Raw genomic sequence first — 21,047 nt, 5'->3', positions numbered from 1 at the left:
AGCACTGTGCGCCGTCCGGGGAACCGGGCGGCGCACAGCCGTGTGCAGGGCGGGTCAGGGGGTGACGATGGCGAAGTTCGGCTCGGGGGAGTCGAGGAAGCCCACCAGCTTGGCCAGCACCGAGGCGTCGCCCTCCACGGTGACCCCGTCCAGGCCCTGGCCGGCCAGCAGGGCCAGCAGTTGGGGCTTGGTGAGGGTGAGTGAGAGGTCGGCGGGCTCGGCGGCGGGCGCGGCGCGGTAGGTGAGGGCGCCGTTGGAGAGGGTGATCCGGCGGCTCTGCTTCTCGTCGCTGAGGTTCCAGTCCATGGTCAGCGTGGTGTCCCAGGCGCGCGGGCCGTCCACCCTGATGGCCAGTGAGTCGATCAGCTGGTCCACGCTCAGGGCCATCGCCATCTCGGGGTTGGTGGTGTCCAGCTCGGTCTTGGAGATGCCGTTGCGCAGCTCCTGGGCGCCCGTCAGGTAGAAGTTGCGCCAGGTGCCGTTCTCGGAGCCGTAGCCGAGCGTGTCGTACACCGCCGCCAGGGCGTTCTTCGCGCCCTTGTGGTCGGGGGCAGCGAAGACGGCGTGGTTGAGTAGGGTGGCGGCGAACCGCAGGTCGCCGGAGGCGGCGTACTCGTTGCCCCGGACCACGGTGGCGTCCACCCCGCCCAGGCAGTCGACGTAGCGCTTGGCGGTCTCCACCGGCGGGTGCTCCCAGAGGTGGGCCGGGTTGCCGTCGAACCAGCCCAGGTAGCGCTGGTAGATCGCCTTGACGTTGTGGCTGAGCGAGCCGTAGTAGCCGCGGGCGTTCCAGGAGCCTTCCAGTCCCGGCGGCAGCACCAGCTGCTCGGCGATTTCGGGGCCGGTGAAGCCCCGGTTGAGCAGCCGCAGGGTCTGGTCGTGCATATAGGCGTAGAGGTCGCGCTGCTCGGTCAGGAAGGCGACGATCTCGTCCCGGCCCCAGGTGGGCCAGTGGTGCGAGGCGAAGGCCACGTCGGCCTGGTCCGCGAACAGGGTGGCGGCCTCGTCCAGGTAGTGCGACCAGATCCGGGAGTCGCGGACCACCGCGCCGCGCAGGGTCAGGATGTTGTGCATGTTGTGGGTGGCGTTCTCGGCCAGGCACAGCGCCCGGCGGTCCGGGAAGAGGAAGTTCATCTCGGCGGGGGCCTCGGTGCCCGGCGTCAGCTGGAACACGATGCGGACGCCGTCCACCGTCTCCTCCTGCCCGGTGCGGGTGATGTCCACCGTCGGCGCGATCAGGGTGATCGTGCCGAGCGAGGTGGTCATGCCCAGGCCGCAGCCGAGCTGCCCGGCCGCGGACTTCGGCAGGGTCGCCCCGTACATGTAGGCGGCGCGGCGGGTCATCGCCGTTCCGGCGTAGACGTTCTCGCTGACCGCGTGCTCCATGAAGCCCTCGGGGGCGATCACCGGGACCGGCGCGTGGCCGTGCGGGACCACGCCGCGGGCGCCGCCGAAGTGGTCGCCGTGCGAGTGGGTGTAGACCAGGCCGGTGACCGGGCGTTCGCCGCGGTGCTCGCGGTAGAGGGCGAGGGCGGCGGCGGCGGTCTCGGCGGAGATCAGCGGGTCGATCACAATGACCCCGGTGTCACCCTCCACCAGGGTCATGTTCGACAGGTCCAGGCCCCTGACCTGGTAGATCCCCTCGGTGACCTGGTACAGCCCCTGCCTGGCGCAGAGCTGGCCCTGGCGCCAGAGGCTGGGGTTCACGGTGCTGGGGCAGTCGCCCTCGAGGAACTCGTAGGCGTCGTTGTCCCAGACCGTCCGACCCTTCGCGTCGTGGACGACGGCGGGCTTCAGGGCCGCGACGAAACCGCGGTCGGCGTTGGCGAAGTCGGTGGTGTCCGCGAAGGAGGGTGCAGTCATATTGTCCACAATTGCACCCTCGCGCCCGTTTGTCCGGCTGGTAGGGGCGGGTGTCACCCGTTCCCACCAGCCGGACGGACGGTCAGGCCGCGGTCAGGCCGGGTCTGCGGCCATCGCCGCCATCTCCAGGTCCACCAGCCTGGCGTGCTCGTCCGCGTCCTCACGGGCCTTCTTCGGGCTCCAGCGCCCGGCCATGATGAACAGGAACGGCAGGAACAGCACCTGACCGGCCAGGCAGACGAACCACCAGGTGCGCCAGTTGCCGGGGTTGTCCTTGGCCGCCTGCTGCACCTGGGTGCCGTACTTCTGCAGGATCGCCAGCTGCGGCTGCGCCTTCTGCACGGTCGTCAGATCGGCGATGCCGACCTCCTGCACCGCCTGGCCCTGCAGCGCCGCCGGGATCGCCGTCGGCGGGTACTTCGCCAGCTCGGCGAACAGCTGCGGGTGCGCGTTGACGATGGCCAGCGCCGGGCCCGCCTGCGTCTGCGCCGCCTGCACCTGGGCGCCGTGCTCCACCAGCGGCGTCGCCGAGGTGACCACCACCGGGACGAAGGCGGCCGAGACCGCCACCACGATCCGGATGATCCAGCCCCAGACGGCCAGGCCGGTCGCGGTCGCGGCCGGGTTGTGCTTCTCCACGGTCTCGGTGAAGCTCGCCATCCACGGCGCGTAGGTGAGGCCGCTGAAGACGCCGATACCGATGAACAGCCAGGCGAAGGTGTAGTAGCCGGTCTTGGCGTGGGTCGCGCTGAGCGCGAACAGCAGCGTCACCACGATCGTGCCGACGGCTCCGGCCAGCATGAACGGCTTGCGCACCTTCAGCCGGTCGGAGATCAGCCCGGCCACCACCAGGGCCACCGCGTTGGCCGCCCAGTACCAGTTGGCCAGGGCGTTCACCCGCTGCTCGGAGTAGCCGAAGACGGTGGAGAAGTAGACCACGAAGTTGCCGACGGCGGCGAAGTAGAGCAGCAGGAAGATGCTGATGGCGAAGGCCGAGCCGACCACGTCCAGCCGCATCATCTGCTTCCAGTGGCTGCCCGCCTGGACCGCCTCCACGTCCATGCCCTTGGCCCGGGCCTCGACCAGGGCCCGGTCGCGCAGGCTGACCATGATCTGGTCGCGCAGCCGCGGCGACAGCTCGCGCAGCGCCGCCAGGGCGATCACAAAGACGATCAGCGCCGAGATGCCCGCGTAGCGCAGTTCGTCCTGCCAGGTGGAGGAGTCCAGGGTGCTGCTGGTGACCGTGGTGACCACCAGGCTGCCGAGCACCGGGCCCATGGTCCAGTAGCCCATGGCCGTGGCCCGGCCCAACTGCGGGGAGAAGTCCCTGATCAGGGCGGGTGTGGCGACCAGGACGATGCCCTCGACGAAGCCCACCACGCCGAACAGGATCAGATAGGAGAGCTCTCCTGAGGCGTTCGGCAGGCCGAACAGCACCAGCAGGCCGGTCACCGCCAGCCCGTAGACCACCATGTTGGCGCGGCCCCAGCGGTCGGCCAGGCCGGCTATCAGCGAGGCGAAGGCGCCGACCGCGTTGCCGATCACCGAGACCCAGATGAAGTACCGGTAGGTCATGTGGAAGTGCTGGATGATCGAGGTCGCGACGGCGTACTGGATGTACAGGGCGTAGTACAGAACGATCGTGGTCAGCACCACGATCGCCAGGTAGGCGTAGCGACGGCCGGTGTCCGGGTAGTGGTCCAGGTCGCGCTGCCACAGCCGGCCGAGCGGGTTGGGCGCCGATCTGGAGACGGGCGCGTCAGCGGTGGAGGGGGTGGTCGTCATCCTGCTGCTCCTCGGGGCACCTGTTGTAGGGAGTCCCCGGAGGGTAGTACCGACCAGTCGGTATGCACTAGACATCTGCAGCGGATACTTCCAGGTGAATCCACTGCACAGCGCGGCGGCGGCCCCGGATGCTCTCCGGGGCCGCCGCCACGGGCCCTGCCGAGGGTCCTACCGGACCGGGCCGCCGGGCATCGTCGGCACCACGTCGCGGCCGAAGGTCGAGCTGACGACCCCGGCGAACGAGGCGTACCAGGCGAACGCCGCGGTCAGCAGCCCCAGCCAGCCGCCGATCTTGGTGGCGGTGTCGCTGGTGGCGAACTCGCCGATGGACAGCAGCACGAAGGTCAGCGTCAGCGCCGTGAAGACGGCGAGCACCGCGCCGCTGACCCGGACCGAGGCCACCGTCATATAGGCCGTGAAGATCGCCCAGACCAGCAGGAACAGCCCGACCGCCTTGTGTGCGTCGGCCGCGGTGGCCAGGGTCGGGGCGACGTCCTTGGCCAGCAGGTAGTAGGCCAGCCAGAAGGCGCCGAAGGAGCTGAACGCGGTGGCGCCGAAGGTGTTGCGCCGGCGGAACTCCCACATCCCGGCCAGCAGTTGGGTGAGCCCCCCGTAGAACAGGGCGAGCGGGAGCACGACGGCCTCGGTGGCCGGGCCGAGGAACCCGGTGTTGTAGCAGCTGAGGACGACGGTGGTCATGGCGAACGCGGCCAGCCCCAGGGGGGCCGGGTCGGCGACGCTCTGGAAGGTGGACGACTGCGGCTCGACTTGCGACACGGTGGATACATCCCTTCGGGTAAGGAACTACACCGACTAGTGGACTGCATCCAGTATCTGACGGGTCATCGACACGAGCGCCGGTCGCGGTCGGAATTTGTCAGCGCACCGGCAAAATAGCCTGGAGCGCCTCCGGGGTGCGGGCGATCACCGCGCGCCCGTCGTCGGTGCTGACGATGGGGCGCTGGATCAGGATCGGGTGCTCGGCGAGGGCCGCGATCCAGCGGTCCCGGCTCGCGGCGTCCCGCGGCCAGGCCTGCGGGTCCCGCAGCCCCAGCTCCCCGGCGACCGGCTCGTCGGTCCTGGTGATCTCCCAGGGCTCCAGTCCGAGCCGGGCCAGCACCGCGAGCAACTCCTCCGGGCTGGGCGGCTGTTCCAGATAGCGGCGGACGGTGTAGCTCGCGCCGGCCTCCCGCAGGGCGTTGACGGCGGCCCTGGACTTGCCGCAGCGGGGATTGATCCACAGTTCCATGGGGCCAGACTACGCAGGTAAACCCCCTTGTCCCCGCACCCCCGGGCAGTTATCGTCAGTCTGACGCAAATTGATTCGGGGACCCGGAGGGGGATACCGCCGTGGATGTCAGCCATGCCCTGGGCGAGCTGGTCGCTCCGCTCAACACCGTCCTGTTCCACTTCGGCCAGGACGCCGTCAGCTGGGCCGAGCTGCTGGGCTTCGCCACCGGCGCGGCCGGCGTCTGGCTCACCGTCAGGGCGAAGGTGTGGAACTTCCCGGTCGGGATCGCCAACAACCTGTTCTGGCTGGTGCTGTTCTGGAGCGCCAGGCTCTACGCCGACGCCCTGCTGCAGGTGGTCTACCTCGGGCTGGCCGTCCTCGGCTGGTGGGTCTGGCTGCGCGGCGGCGAGCACCGCACCCACCGGCTGATGGGCCGGGCCGACCGCCGGACGCTGCTGGTGCTGCTCGTCCTGCTGGCCCCGGCGACCTGGGGGCTGACCGTGGTGCTGACCCGGGCCCACGACATCGCGCCGTTCTGGGACGCGCTCACCACCGCGCTGTCGCTGGCCGCGCAGTGGCTGCTCAACGCCAAGCAGGTGGAGAACTGGTACTTCTGGATCGTCGCCGACCTGGTCTACGTCCCGCTCTACTTCGCCAAGGCGCTGAACCTCACCGGCATCGTCTACGTCCTCTTCCTCAGCATGTGCCTGCTCGGCCTGCGGGCCTGGCGCCGTGAACTGGCCGCGCCCGCCGACGCCACGGCCACCGCCGTCCTCCCGGACCCGGCGGTGACGGTATGAGCGCCCGGTTCGCGCACGGCCTGGTGATCGGGAAGTTCTACCCGCCGCACCCGGGCCACCACTTCCTGATCCGCACCGCCGCCGCCCACTGCGAGCGGCTGACCGTGGTGGCGATGGCCGCCGACGTGGAGTCGATCCCGCTGGCGGCCCGGGTCGGCTGGCTCCGCGAGGCGTTCGCCGGCCACCCCGGCCTGGCGGTGACCGGGGTGGTCGACAACCTGCCGGTGGACCTGGAGAGCGACGACATCTGGGCCGGACATGTCGCGCTGATGCGCGAGGGCGTCGCGCTGGGCCCGCACGCCGGCCGTCCGGTGGACGCGGTGTTCAGCTCCGAGTCCTACGGGACCGAGCTGGCCCGCCGCTTCGGTGCGGTGCCGGTGCTGCTGGACCCGCCGAGGGAGACCTTCGCGGTCTCCGCCACCAAGGTCAGGGCCGATCCGGTCGGCCACTGGCACGAGCTGGAGCCGCCGGTCCGGGCCTGGTTCGCCCGCCGCGTGGTGGTCCTCGGCGCCGAGTCCACCGGCACCACCACGCTCTCCCGCGACCTCGCCGCCGCGCTGCGGGCCAGGGGCGGCCCGCACGCCAGGACCGGCTGGGTGCCGGAGTACGGACGCGAGCTGACGGTGGTGAAGCTGGCGCTGGCCCGCGCCCTCGCCGACCCGGCCGGGCCGCCGCCCAGCGTCTTCGACCTGGAGTGGGACGACGCGGACTTCGAGACCGTGGTCCGCCGGCAGACCGCCGACGAGGAGCGGGCCGCCCGGGACGGCGGCCCGGTCCTGGTCTGCGACACCGACGCGCTGGCCACCACGGTCTGGCAGGAGCGCTACCGGGGCCGCGGCACCGACCGGGTCCGCGCGCTGGCCGCCGCGATCCCGCCCCGCGCGCTCTACCTGCTCACGGCGGACCAGGGGGTGCCGTTCCACGACGACGGCCTGCGGGACGGCGAGCAGCTGCGGCCCTGGATGACCCGGCGCTTCCGCGAGGTGCTGACGGCGCAGCAGGTGCCCTGGGTCGAGCTGCACGGCGACCGGGAGGCCCGGCTGGCCGCGGCGCTGCGCCAGGTGGACCTGCTGCTCGCGCGGGGCTGGGACCTCGCCGACCCGCTGGGCTGACCGGAGCGGCTGGGCGAAGCGGAGCGACCAGAGCGCCTGCGGAACATTCGGCGCCGCGGTGGTCTTCTCTATCCCTATGAAGGCAATCGTGTACACAACGAGCGGTGCGTCCGACGTCCTCACCCTCACCGAGCGCCCCGTCCCCGAGCCGGGGCCGGGCGAGGTCCGGGTCGCGGTGCGGGTCTCCGGGGTCAACCCGACCGACTGGAAGGCCAGGGCCGGGACCTCCCCGGCCCGGGAGCAGGTGCCCAACCAGGACGGTTCCGGCGTGGTCGACGCGGTCGGGGCGGGCGTCCCGGCGGCGCGGGTCGGCGAGCGGGTGTGGCTCTGGGAGGCCGCCTGGCAGCGGTCCGAGGGCACCGCGCAGGAGTACCTGGTGCTGCCCGAGCAGCAGGCGGTGCCGCTGCCCGACCGCGCCTCCTTCGAGCTGGGCGCGAGCATCGGCATCCCGGCGATGACCGCCCACCGCGCGCTGACGCTGGGCGCGGACGGCCCGAAGCGGCTGGCGCCGGGCGCGCTGGCGGGCCGTACCGTGCTGGTGGCCGGCGGCGCGGGCGCGGTCGGCAACGCGGCGATCCAGCTGGCCCGCTGGGCCGGGGCCACGGTGCTCACCACCGTCAGCGGCCCGGCCAAGGCCGCGCTGGCGACGGCCGCGGGCGCGCAGCACACGGTGGACTACCGCGCCGGGGACGCTGCCAAGGCGATCCGCGAGCTCGCCCCGGACGGGGTGGACCTGGTGGTCGAGGTCGCCCCCGGCAGCAACGCCGCACTGGACCTGGCGGTGCTGCGGACCGGCGGCGCCGTCGCCTTCTACGCCGATGGCAGCGGCCCTGAGGTCACCCTTCCGGTGCGGGAGCTGATGGTGCGGAACCTGCGCTGGCACGGCATCCTCGTCTACACCATGCCGGCCGAGGCCAAGCTCGCCGCCGTGACCGCGATCAGCGCCGCGCTGGCCGACGGCGCCCTGCGCGCGGGCGAGGAGGCGGGCGTCCCCTGGCACGTCTACCCGCTGGAGCGCACCGCCGAGGCGCATGACGCGGTGCAGGGCGGTGTGGTCGGCAAGGTGCTGATCACGCTCTGACCCGCTCTGGCTGACGCTGCGTCAGCGCAGCGTGCCGTCGAGCTGGGCGTAGGCCCGCAGCGCGGCGTCGCGCAGGCCCTCGGCGGGGTAGGGCCACTGGCCCGCCGCCGGGGCCGAGGCGGCCGGGACCCCGCTCGCGTGCAGCTCGGTGAGCCGCGCGGCGACCGCCGCCACCGTGTCGCGCTGGGCGCGGACGAACCCGGGGTCCACGGGGGTCCCGTGGCCGGGGACGACCACGGTGCCCGGACCGGTCAGGGCCAGCAGCGCGTCCAGGGTCGGCGACCAGTCGAGCGGGTAGGAGTCGCTGCCGTAGGCGGGCGGCCCGGACTGCTCCACCAGGTCGCCGGCCAGCAGGGCGTCCGCGTCCGGGAGGTGCAGCACCAGGTCGCCGCCGGTGTGGCCGCGGCCGAGGTACCGCAGCTGGACCGCGCGGTCGCCCAGGTCCAGGGTGTGGGCGCGGTCCACCAGCCGGTCCGGGACCGCGGTGCCGGTCAGCTCGCCCGTCTCCGTCATCCCGGTCATCTCCGCCGCCGCGGCGCGGTGCCCCCACAGCTCGGCGCCCGGGACCTGACGCGGCGGCAGGAACTCGGTGTTGCCGCCCACGTGGTCGAAGTGCGCATGGGTGTTGACCACCCAGCGCACCGGGGCCGGGGACAGCTGCCGCAGGTGCTCCCGCAGCTCCCGCGCCTCGGCCGGGCTGCACCGGGTGTCGACCACGGCGAGGCCGTCCGCGCCGACCACCGCGACCACGGTCACGTCCCAGGGGTCGTAGCGGCGCTGGAACACCCGGTCCGCGACTTCCCGCCAGTCGCGGGTCCGATCGGTCGACATGGCGCGATCCTTTCATACGATCGTTGCCGCAGGTCGGGGCCGGTGCGCGCACAGCGGGCCCGGGCGACGATACTTGTGTTCGTCTGATCCGAGGAAGGAAACCACCATGCCCGAGCAGGTTCTTGTGCAGCGCGCCGACGAGGAGGCGGCCGAGGGCCGCCACGCGGAAGCCCTGGAGTTGTACGCGCGGGCGTGGGAGAGCAGGCACGACGAGGTCGCCGAGAAGCTGCTCGACCTGGTCGAGGCCTGGGGCGACGTCGACGCCGCGCTGGAGGTGCTGCAGCGGACGGCGGACCAGGGCGTCTCCGGCGCGTACGAGGCACTGGCCGCGCTGCTGGTCGAGATCGAGGAGCCGGAGGAGGCGATCAAGAACCTCCAGGAGGCGCACGAACGCGGCCGTGAGGTCACCCTGTGGACGGCGGCGGTGCTCTCCGACGAGCTGGACGACCGCGAGCAGGCCGAGGTCTGGTACCGGCGGGCCATCGACGCGGGCGCGGCCGGGGCGCTCAACGACTTCGGCGTCTTCCTCAGCGACGACCCGGAGCGGCTGGTCGAGGCCGAGGAGGTGCTGACCCTGGCGGTCGAGCGGGGCGACCCGATGGCGCTGGGCAACCTCGGCCGGATGCACCTGGAGGCGGAGCAGCCCGAGGAGGCGCTGCGCTGGCTGCGGCGCGGTCTTGACGCGGGCGTGCGCTCGGTGCTGGTGCCGATGGCCGAGGCCGAGCAGCAGCTCGGCGACTTCAGCCAGGCCAGGGCGCACCTCACCGAGGCGCTGGACGACGAGATCGAGGGCGCGCAGCTGGCCTGGGCCAACTTCTGTGCCGAGCACGGCACTCCGGACGAGCAGTCGGCCGCGGAGGGCGAGTTCCTGACCGCGATCGAGGCCGAGGAGGTCGGCGCGCACTTCGACTACGCCGTGTTCCTGGCCGACCGCGAGCGCTTCGACGAGGCGATCCAGCACTACACCGCCGCCGCGGAGGAGGGCGAGGCCAACGCCTGGCTGAACCTGGCCCTGATCTACGAGGACCAGAAGGACCGCCGCACCGCCGAGGACTGCTACCGCAGCGGCATCGAGGCGGGCGACCTGCACGCGCTGCTCGCCTACGCCGAGTTCCTGCGGCAGTGGGGCCGCCCCAAGGACATCCCCGCGCTCTTTCCGCAGGCCGAAGCGCTCGGCGCCGACGCCGCGGAGCTGGCCCAACTCCGTTCCATGGCCGGGTAGCAGCCCCCGCCGTTCAGCACAGCGGTCCCGGCGCGGTGGTACCCGCGCCGGGACCGCTGTGCGTGCCGCACCCTCAGACCTGGGCGTCGGCGACCGGCGCCGCCTGCTGGGCCTGGGCCTGCTGTGCCTGGTACCGCGCCTGGGCGGCAGCCGCATTGCGGCGGCCGGTGTAGGACTTGACGGTGTTGACGAGCAGCGCCACCGGCGCGATGAACGCCTTGAAGAAGATGATGTAGCTGGTGCCCTCGAAGATGAAGCCGAGGTAGATGCCGTAGCAGAGGAAGCCTGTGCCCACCAGCGCGTTGAAGACCCGCATGCCGGTGCTGCCCATCGGGGCGATGCCGATGCCGATGAGCAGCAGGCCGCTCAGCAGGAGCAGGACGACGTACCACGAGAAGAGAGCGTCGTTGCTGAAGTCGATGTTCACGGGACCCCCGAGTTAAAGATCAGATAAGAAGCTCGGTGAATGTAGCGGATCACCGCTTCTTCCGTCATCCCGGTTTGCCTTGTTGACCGCGCGTCAAGGCGGGCGTACCTTCCACATTGTCAAGTTAGTTAACTTAACTAGATCGTGTTGCGAGGAGGGCCCGTGAACGTCAGAACGGCGCAGAATCGGTTGGTCCTACTGCTCTTGCTGGTACTCGCACTGATCGGCGCCGCCGTGTTCGCCGGCCGGGGCTACGGTGCGACCGCGCCCCTCGGGAACGCCGGCACCGCCGTCAACGCCGGCAGCGTCGTCAACACCGCTGCCACGGCGACGACCGCGCCCGCGGTCACCCTCGGCAGCGCCGGATGGAAGGTGCTGACCAGCGCCACCGCCACGCAGACCGGCGCGCAGATCTCCACCCCCGGCTTCTCCACCGCGAGTTGGCTCCCGGTCGCGGCGGACGACGGCGGCGGCCCCGGCACCGAGATCGAGGCGCTGCTGCAGAACGGCGCCTGTCCCAACGTCTTCTACTCGACCAACATGAAGACCTGCTTCGGTTCGATGACCAAGGTCGGCGCCGAGTCCGTGGCCCAGTTCAAGGTGCCGTGGTGGTACCGCACCGACTTCAACGCCACGCTGCAGTCCGGCCAGTACGCCAGCCTGATCGTCAACGGGATCGTCGGCCAGGCCGACGTGTGGGTGAACGGACATGAGGTCGCCACCCAGTCCACCGTCCAGGGCGCGTACACCCGCTACACCTTCGACGTCACCGGGATCCTCGCCTCGGGCTCCAACTCCCTTGCGCTGGAGGTCTATCCGAACGACCCGAGCAAGATGCTCACGCTGGACGACGTCGACTGGAACCAGATCCCGCCGGACAACAACACCGGTATCCAGTTCCCGGTGCAGCTCCAGGTCACCAATGCGCTGAGCATCGCCAACGCGCATGTGGTGGAGAGCAACAACGCCGGTCTGACCAGCTCCGCGCTGACCGTCAAGGCCAGTGTCAGCAACCACAGTTCGGCCTCGCAGACCGGCACCGTCGCGGCGGTGGTCACCGCGCCCGCCGGCGGTGCCGCGCCGATCACCGTGCAGCAGAACGTCACCGTCCCGGCCAACAGCACCCAGACGGTGACCTTCGCGCCGTCCGGCTACCCGGGTCTGACGATCAGTCAGCCGCAGGTGTGGTGGCCGTACCAGATGGGCGCGCAGCCGCTGTACACGCTGAGTGCCTCGGTCGCGCAGGGGGGCACCGTCTCCAACTCGACCAGCGGCACCTTCGGGATCCGCAGCACCAGCTCCGCGATCATCGGCAAGTCCACCCTCGCCCCGGACGGGGCACGGCAGTTCTCCGTCAACGGGGTGCCCTTCGTGGCCCGCGGCGGCGGCTTCGCCGAGGACCTGTTCCTGCACTACGACGCGGCTGACATCGCCAAGCAGGTGGCGATCCTGAAGAACCTGGGCGTCAACATGCTGCGGCTCGAGGGCCACTTCATGCCGGATGACTTCTACCAGCAGATGGACGCCGCCGGGATCATGATCTACTCCGGCTACCAGTGCTGCGACGCCTGGGAGGGTTCGATCAGCGGCCAGACGCTGACCGTCGCCACCAACTCGGCGCTCACCGTGGCCCAGAACGAGGTGGACCACCCCAGTGTGGTCGCCTTCAGCTGGAGCGACAACGCCCCCGGCTCGGCCGACGAGAGCGCCACCCTGGCGCAGTTCAAGGCGGCCGACTTCAACGTCCCGGTGGTCTCCTCCGCCGAGGAGAACCCAGGGCCGACCCTGGGCGCGTCCGGGCAGAAGGAGGGCCCGTACGACTACGTCCCGCCGAACTACTGGTACGACACCACCCACGGCGACGCGGGCGACAGCCAGACCAACGCGGGCGGCTCCTGGGGCTTCGACACCGAGGAGAGCGCCGGCGACACCATCCCGACCCAGGACTCGATGAACCGCTTCCTCTCCCCGGCGGACCAGAACGCGCTGTGGCAGAGCCCGGGCACCAACCAGTACCACGCCAACTACGAGACCGGCACCGGCGACTACAAGTTCGGCACGGTCACCCTCTTCGACAAGGCGCTCAGCGCCCGCTACGGCGCGCCGACCAGCCTGGCCAACTACGTCGAGGAGGCCCAGGTCCAGAACTACGAGAACACCAGGGCCCAGTTCGAGGCGTTCATGGCGCACTCGACCAACACCCCGACCCCGTCCACCGGCACCATCTACTGGCAGCTCAACAAGGGCTGGCCGAGCGTGCTCTGGGACCTCTACAACGAGGACGGCGACCAGGCCGGCAGCTTCTACGGCGCCAAGAAGGCGAATGAGCCGCTGCACGCCCTCTACACCCAGGACAACGGCACCGTGGTCCTGGACAACATCGGCTCCGCGACCCAGAGCGGGGTGTCGGTGGAGGCCAAGGTCTACAGCCTGGCCGGGGCGGTGCTGGACGACCAGACCGCGAGCGGGATCAGCCTGGCCGGCCAGCAGGTGCGCACCGCGGTGCTCACCCCCAAGGTCCCGAACGGCTCCACGGCGCAGACCTACTTCGTCGAACTGACGCTGCGCCAGGGATCGACCGTGGTCGACCGCAACGTGTACTGGCAGTCGACCCAGAAGGACGCGGTCAACTGGTCCTCCACCATCGACCACCCGGCCGCCGTGCTGACCACCTACGCCAATCTGCAGGGCCTCAACTCCCTTGCGGCGAGCACGATCAGGGCCACCGCCGTCTCCCAGGCCCAGGCCGGCCCGAACGGCGCCGACACGGTCACCAACGTGACCCTGACCAACACCTCGACCACCCCCACCGTCGGCTTCTTCCTGCGGACCGACGTCCGCCGGGGCACCGCGTCCGGGGCCGAGGCGTCCGGCGACAATCAGCTGCCCTCGGCGCTGTGGAGCGACAACGACATCACCCTGTGGCCGGGCGAGTCGCAGACCGTGAGCGTCAGCTACAAGTCCTCCGACCTGGCCGGGGCCACCCCGGTGATCAGCGTCTCCGGCTGGAACGCGGCCAAGCAGGACGTCGCCGCGCCCCTCGGCGGCGGTGGCGGCGGCGACACCCAGGCCCCGTCCGTGCCGGCGAACCTGCGGACCACCTCGGTGGCCTCCGGGAGCGTGGCGCTGGCCTGGGACGCCAGCACCGACAACACCGGGGTGACCGGGTACGACGTCTACCGGGACGGTGCGCTGCTGACCACGGTCACCGGCACCACCGCGACCGACAGCACCGTCGCGGCCTCGACCGGCTACAGCTACACCGTCAAGGCCCATGACGCCGCAGGCAACGCCTCTGCGGCGAGCACCGCCCTGGCGGTGACCACCCCGGCCGGCGGAGGTGGGGGCGACACCCAGCCGCCCACCGTGCCGGCGAACCTGCGGACCACCTCGGTGGCCTCCGGGAGCGTGGCGCTGGCCTGGGACGCCAGCACCGACAACACCGGGGTGACCGGGTACGACGTCTACCGGGACGGTGCGCTGCTGACCACGGTCACCGGCACCACCGCGACCGACAGCACCGTCGCTCCGTCCACCTCGTACCTGTACGCGGTGCGGGCGCACGACGCGGCCGGCAACTCCTCGGCCTCCGGGACCGCGCTGTCGGTCACCACACCGGCGGCCCCGGGCGGCAACAAGTCGTACGAGGCCGAGGCGGCGACGCTGGCCGGCGGCACCACCATCACCAGCTGCGCCCACTGCAGCGGCGGCAAGAAGCTCAGCTACCTGGGCAACGGCGGCACCGCCACCTTCACCGGCATCACCGAACCCGCCGCGGGCAGTTACACCATGACGGTCTACTTCATGAGCGTCGGCCAGGCCCGGTCGGCGGTGGTCACCGTCAACGGCACCTCACAGACCGTCAACTTCCCGGAGACGCCCGACTACAACACCGTCGTCATCAAGACCGTCACCGTCCAGCTCAAGGCCGGCAGCGGCAACACCATCGAGTTCTCCAACCCCTCGGCGGGCGCGCCCAACCTGGACCGCATCGTCGTCTGACCGCACGGGGGGCCGGGGACGCGCCCGTGCGTGTCCCCGGCCCCGGCCCGGCCGACCCACTCCCTTCGGAGGCCCCCATGGCCCACGCATTACGCCCCCGCCGACTCACGGCCGCGCTCGCGGCCGTCACCGCCACCGTGCTGCTCACCCTCGGCGCCACCGCCCCGACCGCCACGACGAGCACCGCCGCGAAGCCCGCAACCGCGGTGGCGAGCTTCGCCGACATCGTCCCGGCCCCGGTCAGCGCGGTTCCGGCGACCGGGGTCAGCTACGCCCTCCCCTCCTCCGCCAGCGTCTCCAGCGACGTCGCCGCTGTCGGCGGCTACCTCGCGGCGATCCTGCGGAAGTCCACGGGTTATGCCGTCCCGGTCAGCACCGCCCCCGGCACGATCCAGCTGCTGCTGTCCGGGGCGCCCGCCGCGGTCGGCGCCCAGGGCTACCAACTGGACGTCACCGCAAGCGGGGTGACGGTCCGGGCGCAGGCCGCGGCCGGGCTGTTCGCCGGGGTGCAGACGCTGCTGGAGATCCTCCCGCCCGGCGTGGAGAGCAGCACGGTCCAGCCCGGACCGTGGACGCTGCCGGGCGGACGGGTGGTCGACTACCCGCGCTACGCCTACCGCGGCGCGATGCTGGACGTGGCCCGGCACTTCTTCACCGTGGCGCAGGTCGAGCGCTACATCGACCAGATCGCCCGCTACAAGATCGACTACCTGCATCTGCACCTGTCCGACGACCAGGGCTGGCGGATCGCCATCAACGGCTGGCCGCAGCTCACCGCGCACGGCGGCAGCACCGAGGTCGGCGGCGGCCCCGGCGGCTACTACACCCAGGCGGACTACGCGGCGATCACGGCCTACGCGCAGCAGCACTACATCACCGTCGTCCCCGAGATCGACATGCCGGGCCACAGCAACGCGGCCCAGTCCTCCTACGCCCAGCTGAACTGCGACGGGGTCGCACCCCCGCTCTACACCGGCACCGACGTCGGCTTCAGCTCGTTCTGCGTCGGCAGTCCGACCACCTACACCTTCCTGGACGATGTGATCGGGCAGCTGGCCGCGCTCACCCCCGGCCCCTACCTGCACATCGGCGGGGACGAGGCGCAGTCCACCAGCGCCGCCGACTACGCGACCTTCGTGAACAAGGTCCAGGCGATCACCGCGGCCCACGGCAAGACCGCGATCGGCTGGCACGACATCGCCAACGCCACCCTGCTGCCGTCCACCATCGCCCAGTTCTGGGACACCAGCACCAGCAACAAGGCGCTGACGGCGGCGGCCAAGAAGGGGACAAAGATCATCATGTCCCCGGCGAACCACGCCTACCTCGACATGAAGTACACCTCGAGCACCCCGCTCGGGCAGGACTGGGCCGGGCTCACCGACGTCAAGAAGGCCTACGACTGGGATCCGGGCGCCTACCTCTCCGGCGTCCCGGCCTCGGCGGTGGTCGGCGTCGAGGCGCCGCTGTGGACCGAGACCATCGTCACCAGCGCGGACATCGAGTACATGGCCTTCCCCCGGCTCGCCGCCCTGGCCGAGCTGGGCTGGTCCCCGGAGAGCACCCACACCTGGACCGCCTTCCGCACCCGCCTCGCCGCCCAGGGCCCGCGCTGGAAGGCGGCCGGCATCACCTACTACCACTCCACCCAGATCGCCTGGCCCACCGGATCCTGACCCCGCGGCGGGGCGGCCCGGCGCCGAGCGGTGCGGCCGGGCCGTCCCGCTGCGGATACATTGGTCGGACAATGAACCAGTTGACGACTGCACACGCTGAGTACTCCCTCGCCCGCTTCCCCGAGGACCCCCGCGACACCCTCCGCGCCTGGGACGCCTCCGACGAGTACCTGCTGCGGCAGCTCGACGGCACCGCCGCGCTGGACGGCACGACCGCCCCGCCGGTGGAGCTGTCCGGCACGGTCGTCGTCCTCGGCGACCGCTGGGGAGCGCTGTCCACCGCGGTGGCGGCCTCCCCGGCTCCGCACACCACGGTGCAGATCACCGACTCCTACCTGACCCAGCAGGCCACCCTGGCCAATCTGGAGCGCAACGGCCTGGCCGCGGACGCGGTGACGCTGCTCTCCAGCCAGGACGCGCCCCCGGTCCGGGTGGACGTGCTGCTGGTCCGGGTGCCGAAGAGCCTCGCCCTGCTGGAGGACCAGCTGCTGCGCCTCGCGCCGGCCGTCCACGAGGGCACCGTGGTGATCGGGACCGGCATGGTCACCGAGATCCACACCTCGACCCTGAAGCTGTTCGAGCGGATCCTCGGCCCGACCCGCACCTCGCTCGCGGTGAAGAAGGCCCGGCTGATCCTCTGCACCCCGGATCCCGCGCTCTCCCCGCCGCCGAGCGCCTGGCCGGTCGGCTACACCCTGCCGGCCGAGGACGCCACCCTCGGCGCGGCGGCCGGACTGACCGTCACCAACCACGCCGGCATCTTCTCCGCCGAGCGCCTGGACATCGGCACCCGCTTCCTGCTCCAGCACCTGCCCACCCGCCAGGGGCCTGAACAGGTGGTGGACCTGGGCAGCGGCAACGGCATCGTCGGCACCGCCGCCGCCCGCGGCAACCCGGAGGCGGAGGTCGTCTTCGTGGACGAGTCGCACCAGGCGCTGGCGTCCTCCCGGGCCACCTTCCAGGCGGCCGGGCTGCCCAACAAGGCCCGGTTCCTGCTCGGCGACGGCCTCACCGACCTGCCGCCCGGCTCGGTGGACCTGGTGCTCAACAACCCCCCGTTCCATTCGCACCAGGCCACCACCGACGCCGCCGCCCGGCGGATGTTCGCCGACTCGCGCACCGCGCTGCGCCCCGGCGGACAGCTGTGGGTCGTCGGCAACCGGCACCTCAACTACCACGTGACGCTGCGTCGGCTGTTCGGCAACTGCGTGACGATCGGGTCGAGCCCCAAGTTCGTGGTGCTGCGGGCCACCAAGCGCTGAGGTCTACGTCGTCCGGGTGGTGGCGATGCTGATGCGCATGCCGCAGGCGAGGCGTCCCTCGGGGGAGAGCAGCGGGCGCGCCTCGGCCAGGAACGCCGCGCGGAGCTCCGCGAGCTGGTCCCGGTCCAGCTCATCGGCGTCGTAGAAGGTCCAGACGGTGGACTTCCAGACGTCCTCGGGCGTGCCGCCCATGTCGATGGTGACGGAGTCCCAGCTGACCGGCGCGAACCCGGCCGGGGCCAGGATCTCGTCCAGCCCCTCCCGGGTCCGGGTGCGGCGGTCGCCGAGGCGCGGGGTGCGGCGCTCGGCCGGGGTGGCCCTGAAGTAGGGCCGGGCCAGGGTGAGGAACAGGTCCAGGCCCTCCCCCTCGACCGGACCGCCGCCGACGGCCACCGCCAGCGTCCCGCCCGGCTCCAGCACCCGGGCCGCCTCGGCGGCGACCTGCTCCACCTCGGCCATCAGCATCAGTGCCATGTGGGACACCACGGCGTCGAACGAGCGGTCGGGGAACGGCAGTTGCTGCGCCCGGCCCTGGCGCAGCTCGGCGTCGGCGAGGGCCGGGCGGCTGCGGGCCAGCGCGAGCTCGGCCTCGGAGAGGTCGACCCCGGCCAGCACCCGGGCGCCCTGGTCGGCGAGCAGCGCCAGCAGCGCCCCGTCCGCGCAGCCCAGGTCCAGGACGCGGCCGGCCCCCGCGACCCGCGCGGCCAGGACCTGGTAGCTGGTGCGCCCGTCGGGCGTCAGCGCGGCCTCGGCGCCGACCGACTGCTGTCCGGGGGTGCGGTCGTGGAAGGTGCGGATGAACTCTTCGGCGCGGCGGGCGGTGTCTGTGGTCATCCGGGGACCCTACCCCTGTCGACCTGTTCACTTCTTGCTGCACTGCTGTCGGCAGATGTGCGGATTCGTGTGCGTACGAGTTCCGGCATTCCTGGGTCAAGTTCATCTTTTGCTTTGCTGTGCGCCAAAGCCGTCATTTGATGTTGTGTTATTGCTTATTTCGATCGAAATATTGTGGGAGCAGTGATGCGTCTGTACGTTGAGCGCCACCCGATTCCAAGGAGTCACCGCGTGTTCCTCCCATCCCTCCGCACCGCGCTGGCGGCGGCGCTGCTGCTGGCAGCCCCCGCCCTGGCGGCGGTGCCGACGACCGCCGCCGCTGCCGGCCCGGCCCCCGCGCGGGTCGGCGCCGCCGTTCCGTTCACCGAGTACAACGCCGCCACCAGCCCCGGCACCCGTACCAACGGCACCGTCCTCGGTCCTGACTTCCACTACGGGAGCCTCGCCGCGGAGGCGACGGGGCGTCAGGCCGTCCAGCTGACCGGGCCCGGGCAGTACGTCAGCTTCCGGCTGACCAGGGCCGCCAACGCCGTGGACTTCCACTATGCGATACCCGACTCGCTGCACGGCGGCGGCATCACCGCGCCGCTGCACCTCTACGTCAACGGCACGGCGCGCACCGCACTGTCGCTGACCTCGGAGTTCAGCTGGCTGTACGGGACCTACCCGTTCAGCAACAACCCCAGCGTCGGCAAGCCGGACGGGCAGGTGCCGCACGACTTCTACAACGACGTCAGGTACCGCTTCGGCAGCACGCTGCCGGCCGGGACCGTGGTGAAGCTGCAGGTGGACCCGGGGGACAACGCGCCCTGGTACGTGGTCAACACCGCGGACTTCGAGCAGGTCGCCGCGCCGCTGCAGCAGCCGGCCGGCTCGGTCGACGTGACCCGGGCCCCGTACGGCGTGGACAGCACCGGCGCGAGCGATGTCACCACCGCGCTGCAGACGGCGATCAACGACGCCTCGGCGGCCGGAAGGGCGGTGTACCTGCCGGCCGGGACCTACACCGTCAGCCGGCCGCTGGACGTGGACCATGTCGCCATCAGCGGCGCCGGCGAGTGGTACACCGTGCTGACCGGCAAGAACGTGGAGTTCAACGGCAAGCAGAACCCGCCCAGCAGCCAGGTGGACATCTCCGACCTGGCACTCTTCGGCAACGTCGGCGTCCGCGACGACAGCAACACCCAGGACACCGGTTTCAACGGCGGGTTCAGCGATTCCGTGATCTCCAGGATCTGGGTGCAGAACGAGAAGGTCGGCGCCTGGGTGGTCGGCCCGAGCAGCCATCTGACCTTTGACAGCCTGCGGATCCAGGACACCACCGCGGACGGCGTCAACCTCAACGCGGCCAACGGCCCGGTCACCCACGCGGTGATCAGGAACAGCTTCCTGCGCAACACCCAGGACGACGGCCTGGCGCTGTGGTCCGAGAACTACGGCGACACCGACGACACGATCACCCACAACACCGTGGACTCACCCGGGCTGGCGAACAACATCGGCGTCTACGGCTCCGGCGCGGGCGATGTGATCAGCCACAACCTGCTGCAGGACACGGTCACCCGGGGCGGCGGCATCCATGTCGGGCAGCGCTTCGACTCGGTGCCGATGTCAGGGCCGCTCAGCATCAGCGACAACACCCTGGTCCGCACCGGGCAGTGGGATCCCGGTTGGGACTACGGGGTCGGCGCGATCTGGTTCGACCCGCAGCAGGGGGACATGACGGCCCCGGTCGACATCACCGGCAACACCATCCTCGACAGCCCCTACTCGGCGTTCATGTTCCAGAACTCCCACGCCTACACCGGCGCGGCCGTCAGCACCCCGCCCGGCGCGGGCTTCGCGGTGAGCGGGGTGCGCATCAGCGACACCCTGGTGCGCAACGTCGGCACCTTCGTCTTCCAGGACCAGGCACCCGGTTCGATCGCGGTGTCCCGGACGGTCGCCACCGGCGTCCGCGGGGCCGGGGTGTTCAGCTGCGGCGCGGGCTTCAGCATCGCCCGCGGTCCGGGCGACTTCGGCTGGTCGTCCAGCAGTTGCGCGATGCCGGCGAGGAGCGGGCTGTGGACCTACCCCGGTGTCACCACCTTCGAGAACGCGGGGGTCGGTGCGGCCACCCCGGTCCAGAAGGTCGTCATCATGAACACCGCGACCAGTGCGGCCACCCTGGACCCGGTCACCGCCAGCGCCGGCTTCACCGTCTCGGCGGATCCGTTGCACCCGTGCGGCAGCGGACTTGACGCCACGTCACCGACGGATGCCGCCGCCTGGTGCGTGGTCGACGTCAGCGCCACCGTCCCGGCGGCCGGGATCACCCGGGGGACGCTGACCGTGCCGAGCAGCCTCGGCCGGGGCCATCGCGCCGCCACCGTGCAGCTCGTCGCCAGCACCGACAGCATCGGCGGCAACGGGGGAGTGGCCCCGCCCAGCAACCTGGCGCTGGACGCGACCATGACCGCGAGCAGCGCGCTGACCTACTTCCCCGGCAGCAACGCCAACGACGGCAACGACGGCTCGTACTGGGAGAGCCAGGACGGCGACGCCTACCCGCAGACCCTGACCGCGGACCTGGGCTCGGACCAGCCGCTGAGCAAGGTCGTACTCACCCTGCCGGCCGGCTGGGGCACCCGTACCGAGACCCTCTCGGTGCTGGGCTCGGCCGACGGCAGCACCTTCAGCACGCTGGTGCCCTCCGCCGACTACACCTTCGACCCGGCGACGGACAACACCGTCACCATCACCCTGCCGGCCGGGACCGGCGCCCAGGCGCTGCGGCTCTCGGTGACCGGCAACACCGGGTGGGTCGCGGCCCAGCTCTCGGAGTTCGAGATCTTCGGCTGAGGCCGGGAACGTCGGGGGACTTCCGAGAACTTTCGGGAACCGGTCACATTCACCGGTCCCGCCGGGTCATAGCAGTGACA

At 71.3% G+C, this 21,047-nt stretch carries 15 protein-coding genes; 8 read left to right on the top strand and 7 right to left on the bottom strand.

Features of this window, described 5'->3' with window-relative positions:
• Window positions 1-54: 54 nt before the first annotated feature.
• The 4 genes from ACEZDG_RS27570 to ACEZDG_RS27555 all read right to left on the bottom strand — a co-directional run bounded on the left by ACEZDG_RS27570 (window position 55) and on the right by ACEZDG_RS27555 (window position 4,897).
• The gene (locus tag ACEZDG_RS27570; RefSeq protein WP_380514281.1) at window positions 55-1,863 is read right to left on the bottom strand and encodes an alkyl/aryl-sulfatase; all 1,809 of its coding nucleotides are present in this window, start codon (window positions 1,861-1,863) and stop codon (window positions 55-57) included.
• A 93-nt stretch (window positions 1,864-1,956) separates the two neighbouring features.
• The gene (locus tag ACEZDG_RS27565) at window positions 1,957-3,648 is read right to left on the bottom strand and encodes an MFS transporter (RefSeq protein WP_380514279.1); all 1,692 of its coding nucleotides are present in this window, start codon (window positions 3,646-3,648) and stop codon (window positions 1,957-1,959) included.
• Between the two features lie 168 nt (window positions 3,649-3,816).
• Window positions 3,817-4,425, bottom strand: coding sequence for an acetate uptake transporter (locus ACEZDG_RS27560; protein ID WP_380514277.1), 609 nt, complete (start codon window positions 4,423-4,425; stop codon window positions 3,817-3,819).
• A 100-nt stretch (window positions 4,426-4,525) separates the two neighbouring features.
• Window positions 4,526-4,897: an arsenate reductase family protein gene (locus ACEZDG_RS27555; protein ID WP_380514275.1), complete on the bottom strand. Its 372-nt coding sequence runs from the start codon at window positions 4,895-4,897 to the stop codon at window positions 4,526-4,528.
• Between the two features lie 101 nt (window positions 4,898-4,998).
• On the opposite strand from ACEZDG_RS27555, the gene pnuC reads away from it, so the two are divergent.
• From pnuC to ACEZDG_RS27540, 3 genes are all read left to right on the top strand, one after another.
• Window positions 4,999-5,679 carry a nicotinamide riboside transporter PnuC gene (gene pnuC, locus ACEZDG_RS27550; protein WP_380514273.1) on the top strand — a complete coding sequence of 227 codons (681 nt, stop codon included), beginning with the start codon at window positions 4,999-5,001 and terminating at the stop codon, window positions 5,677-5,679.
• On the top strand, window positions 5,676-6,791 hold the full coding sequence (locus ACEZDG_RS27545) for an AAA family ATPase (protein ID WP_380514271.1): 1,116 nt from the start codon (window positions 5,676-5,678) through the stop codon (window positions 6,789-6,791). The genes pnuC and ACEZDG_RS27545 overlap by 4 nt, the downstream gene beginning before the upstream one ends.
• Window positions 6,792-6,879: 88 nt before the next feature.
• Window positions 6,880-7,872, top strand: coding sequence for an NADPH:quinone reductase (locus ACEZDG_RS27540; protein ID WP_380514269.1), 993 nt, complete (start codon window positions 6,880-6,882; stop codon window positions 7,870-7,872).
• A 21-nt stretch (window positions 7,873-7,893) separates the two neighbouring features.
• Here ACEZDG_RS27540 and ACEZDG_RS27535 read toward each other — a convergent pair whose 3' ends face one another.
• The gene (locus ACEZDG_RS27535; protein WP_380514267.1) at window positions 7,894-8,703 is read right to left on the bottom strand and encodes an MBL fold metallo-hydrolase; all 810 of its coding nucleotides are present in this window, start codon (window positions 8,701-8,703) and stop codon (window positions 7,894-7,896) included.
• 106 nt (window positions 8,704-8,809) lie between these two features.
• On the opposite strand from ACEZDG_RS27535, the gene ACEZDG_RS27530 reads away from it, so the two are divergent.
• A complete protein-coding gene (locus ACEZDG_RS27530; protein ID WP_380514266.1) occupies window positions 8,810-9,925 on the top strand; it encodes a tetratricopeptide repeat protein in 1,116 nt (371 codons plus the stop codon).
• Between the two features lie 73 nt (window positions 9,926-9,998).
• On the opposite strand, the gene ACEZDG_RS27525 is transcribed toward ACEZDG_RS27530, so the two are convergent.
• Complete coding sequence (locus ACEZDG_RS27525) at window positions 9,999-10,352, bottom strand: hypothetical protein (protein ID WP_380514264.1); 354 nt, start codon at window positions 10,350-10,352, stop codon at window positions 9,999-10,001.
• A 162-nt stretch (window positions 10,353-10,514) separates the two neighbouring features.
• On the opposite strand from ACEZDG_RS27525, the gene ACEZDG_RS27520 reads away from it, so the two are divergent.
• The 3 genes from ACEZDG_RS27520 (at window position 10,515) to ACEZDG_RS27510 (ending at window position 17,292) form a co-directional block, all read left to right on the top strand.
• Window positions 10,515-14,354, top strand: a complete 3,840-nt coding sequence (locus ACEZDG_RS27520; RefSeq protein ID WP_380514262.1) for a glycosyl hydrolase 2 galactose-binding domain-containing protein — start codon at window positions 10,515-10,517, stop codon at window positions 14,352-14,354.
• 77 nt (window positions 14,355-14,431) lie between these two features.
• A complete protein-coding gene (locus ACEZDG_RS27515; protein ID WP_380514260.1) occupies window positions 14,432-16,030 on the top strand; it encodes a family 20 glycosylhydrolase in 1,599 nt (532 codons plus the stop codon).
• Between the two features lie 80 nt (window positions 16,031-16,110).
• Window positions 16,111-17,292, top strand: coding sequence for a methyltransferase (locus tag ACEZDG_RS27510; RefSeq protein WP_380514258.1), 1,182 nt, complete (start codon window positions 16,111-16,113; stop codon window positions 17,290-17,292).
• Between the two features lie 3 nt (window positions 17,293-17,295).
• Here ACEZDG_RS27510 and ACEZDG_RS27505 read toward each other — a convergent pair whose 3' ends face one another.
• Complete coding sequence (locus tag ACEZDG_RS27505; protein ID WP_380514256.1) at window positions 17,296-18,126, bottom strand: class I SAM-dependent methyltransferase; 831 nt, start codon at window positions 18,124-18,126, stop codon at window positions 17,296-17,298.
• Between the two features lie 231 nt (window positions 18,127-18,357).
• Here ACEZDG_RS27505 and ACEZDG_RS27500 point away from each other — a divergent pair, with 231 nt between their 5' ends.
• Window positions 18,358-20,967: a discoidin domain-containing protein gene (locus ACEZDG_RS27500; protein WP_380514254.1), complete on the top strand. Its 2,610-nt coding sequence runs from the start codon at window positions 18,358-18,360 to the stop codon at window positions 20,965-20,967.
• Window positions 20,968-21,047 lie beyond the last annotated feature (80 nt).

The sequence above is a fragment of the Streptacidiphilus alkalitolerans genome, from assembly GCF_042511045.1.
Classification (GTDB): Bacteria; Actinomycetota; Actinomycetes; order Streptomycetales; family Streptomycetaceae; genus Streptacidiphilus; species Streptacidiphilus alkalitolerans.
The sequence above is the reverse complement of the archived record's forward strand: the minus strand, read 5'-3'. Positions and strand labels throughout refer to the sequence as shown.

What these genes read in the sequence shown, in the direction of transcription:
- ACEZDG_RS27570 (WP_380514281.1), bottom strand. Translation starts at nt 1,863, where the DNA reads ATGACTGCACCCTCCTTCGCGGACACCACCGACTTCGCCAACGCCGAC.
- ACEZDG_RS27565 (WP_380514279.1), bottom strand. Translation starts at nt 3,648, where the DNA reads ATGACGACCACCCCCTCCACCGCTGACGCGCCCGTCTCCAGATCGGCG.
- ACEZDG_RS27555 (WP_380514275.1), bottom strand. Translation starts at nt 4,897, where the DNA reads ATGGAACTGTGGATCAATCCCCGCTGCGGCAAGTCCAGGGCCGCCGTC.
- ACEZDG_RS27545 (WP_380514271.1), top strand. Translation starts at nt 5,676, where the DNA reads ATGAGCGCCCGGTTCGCGCACGGCCTGGTGATCGGGAAGTTCTACCCG.
- ACEZDG_RS27535 (WP_380514267.1), bottom strand. Translation starts at nt 8,703, where the DNA reads ATGTCGACCGATCGGACCCGCGACTGGCGGGAAGTCGCGGACCGGGTG.
- ACEZDG_RS27530 (WP_380514266.1), top strand. Translation starts at nt 8,810, where the DNA reads ATGCCCGAGCAGGTTCTTGTGCAGCGCGCCGACGAGGAGGCGGCCGAG.
- ACEZDG_RS27515 (WP_380514260.1), top strand. Translation starts at nt 14,432, where the DNA reads ATGGCCCACGCATTACGCCCCCGCCGACTCACGGCCGCGCTCGCGGCC.
- ACEZDG_RS27505 (WP_380514256.1), bottom strand. Translation starts at nt 18,126, where the DNA reads ATGACCACAGACACCGCCCGCCGCGCCGAAGAGTTCATCCGCACCTTC.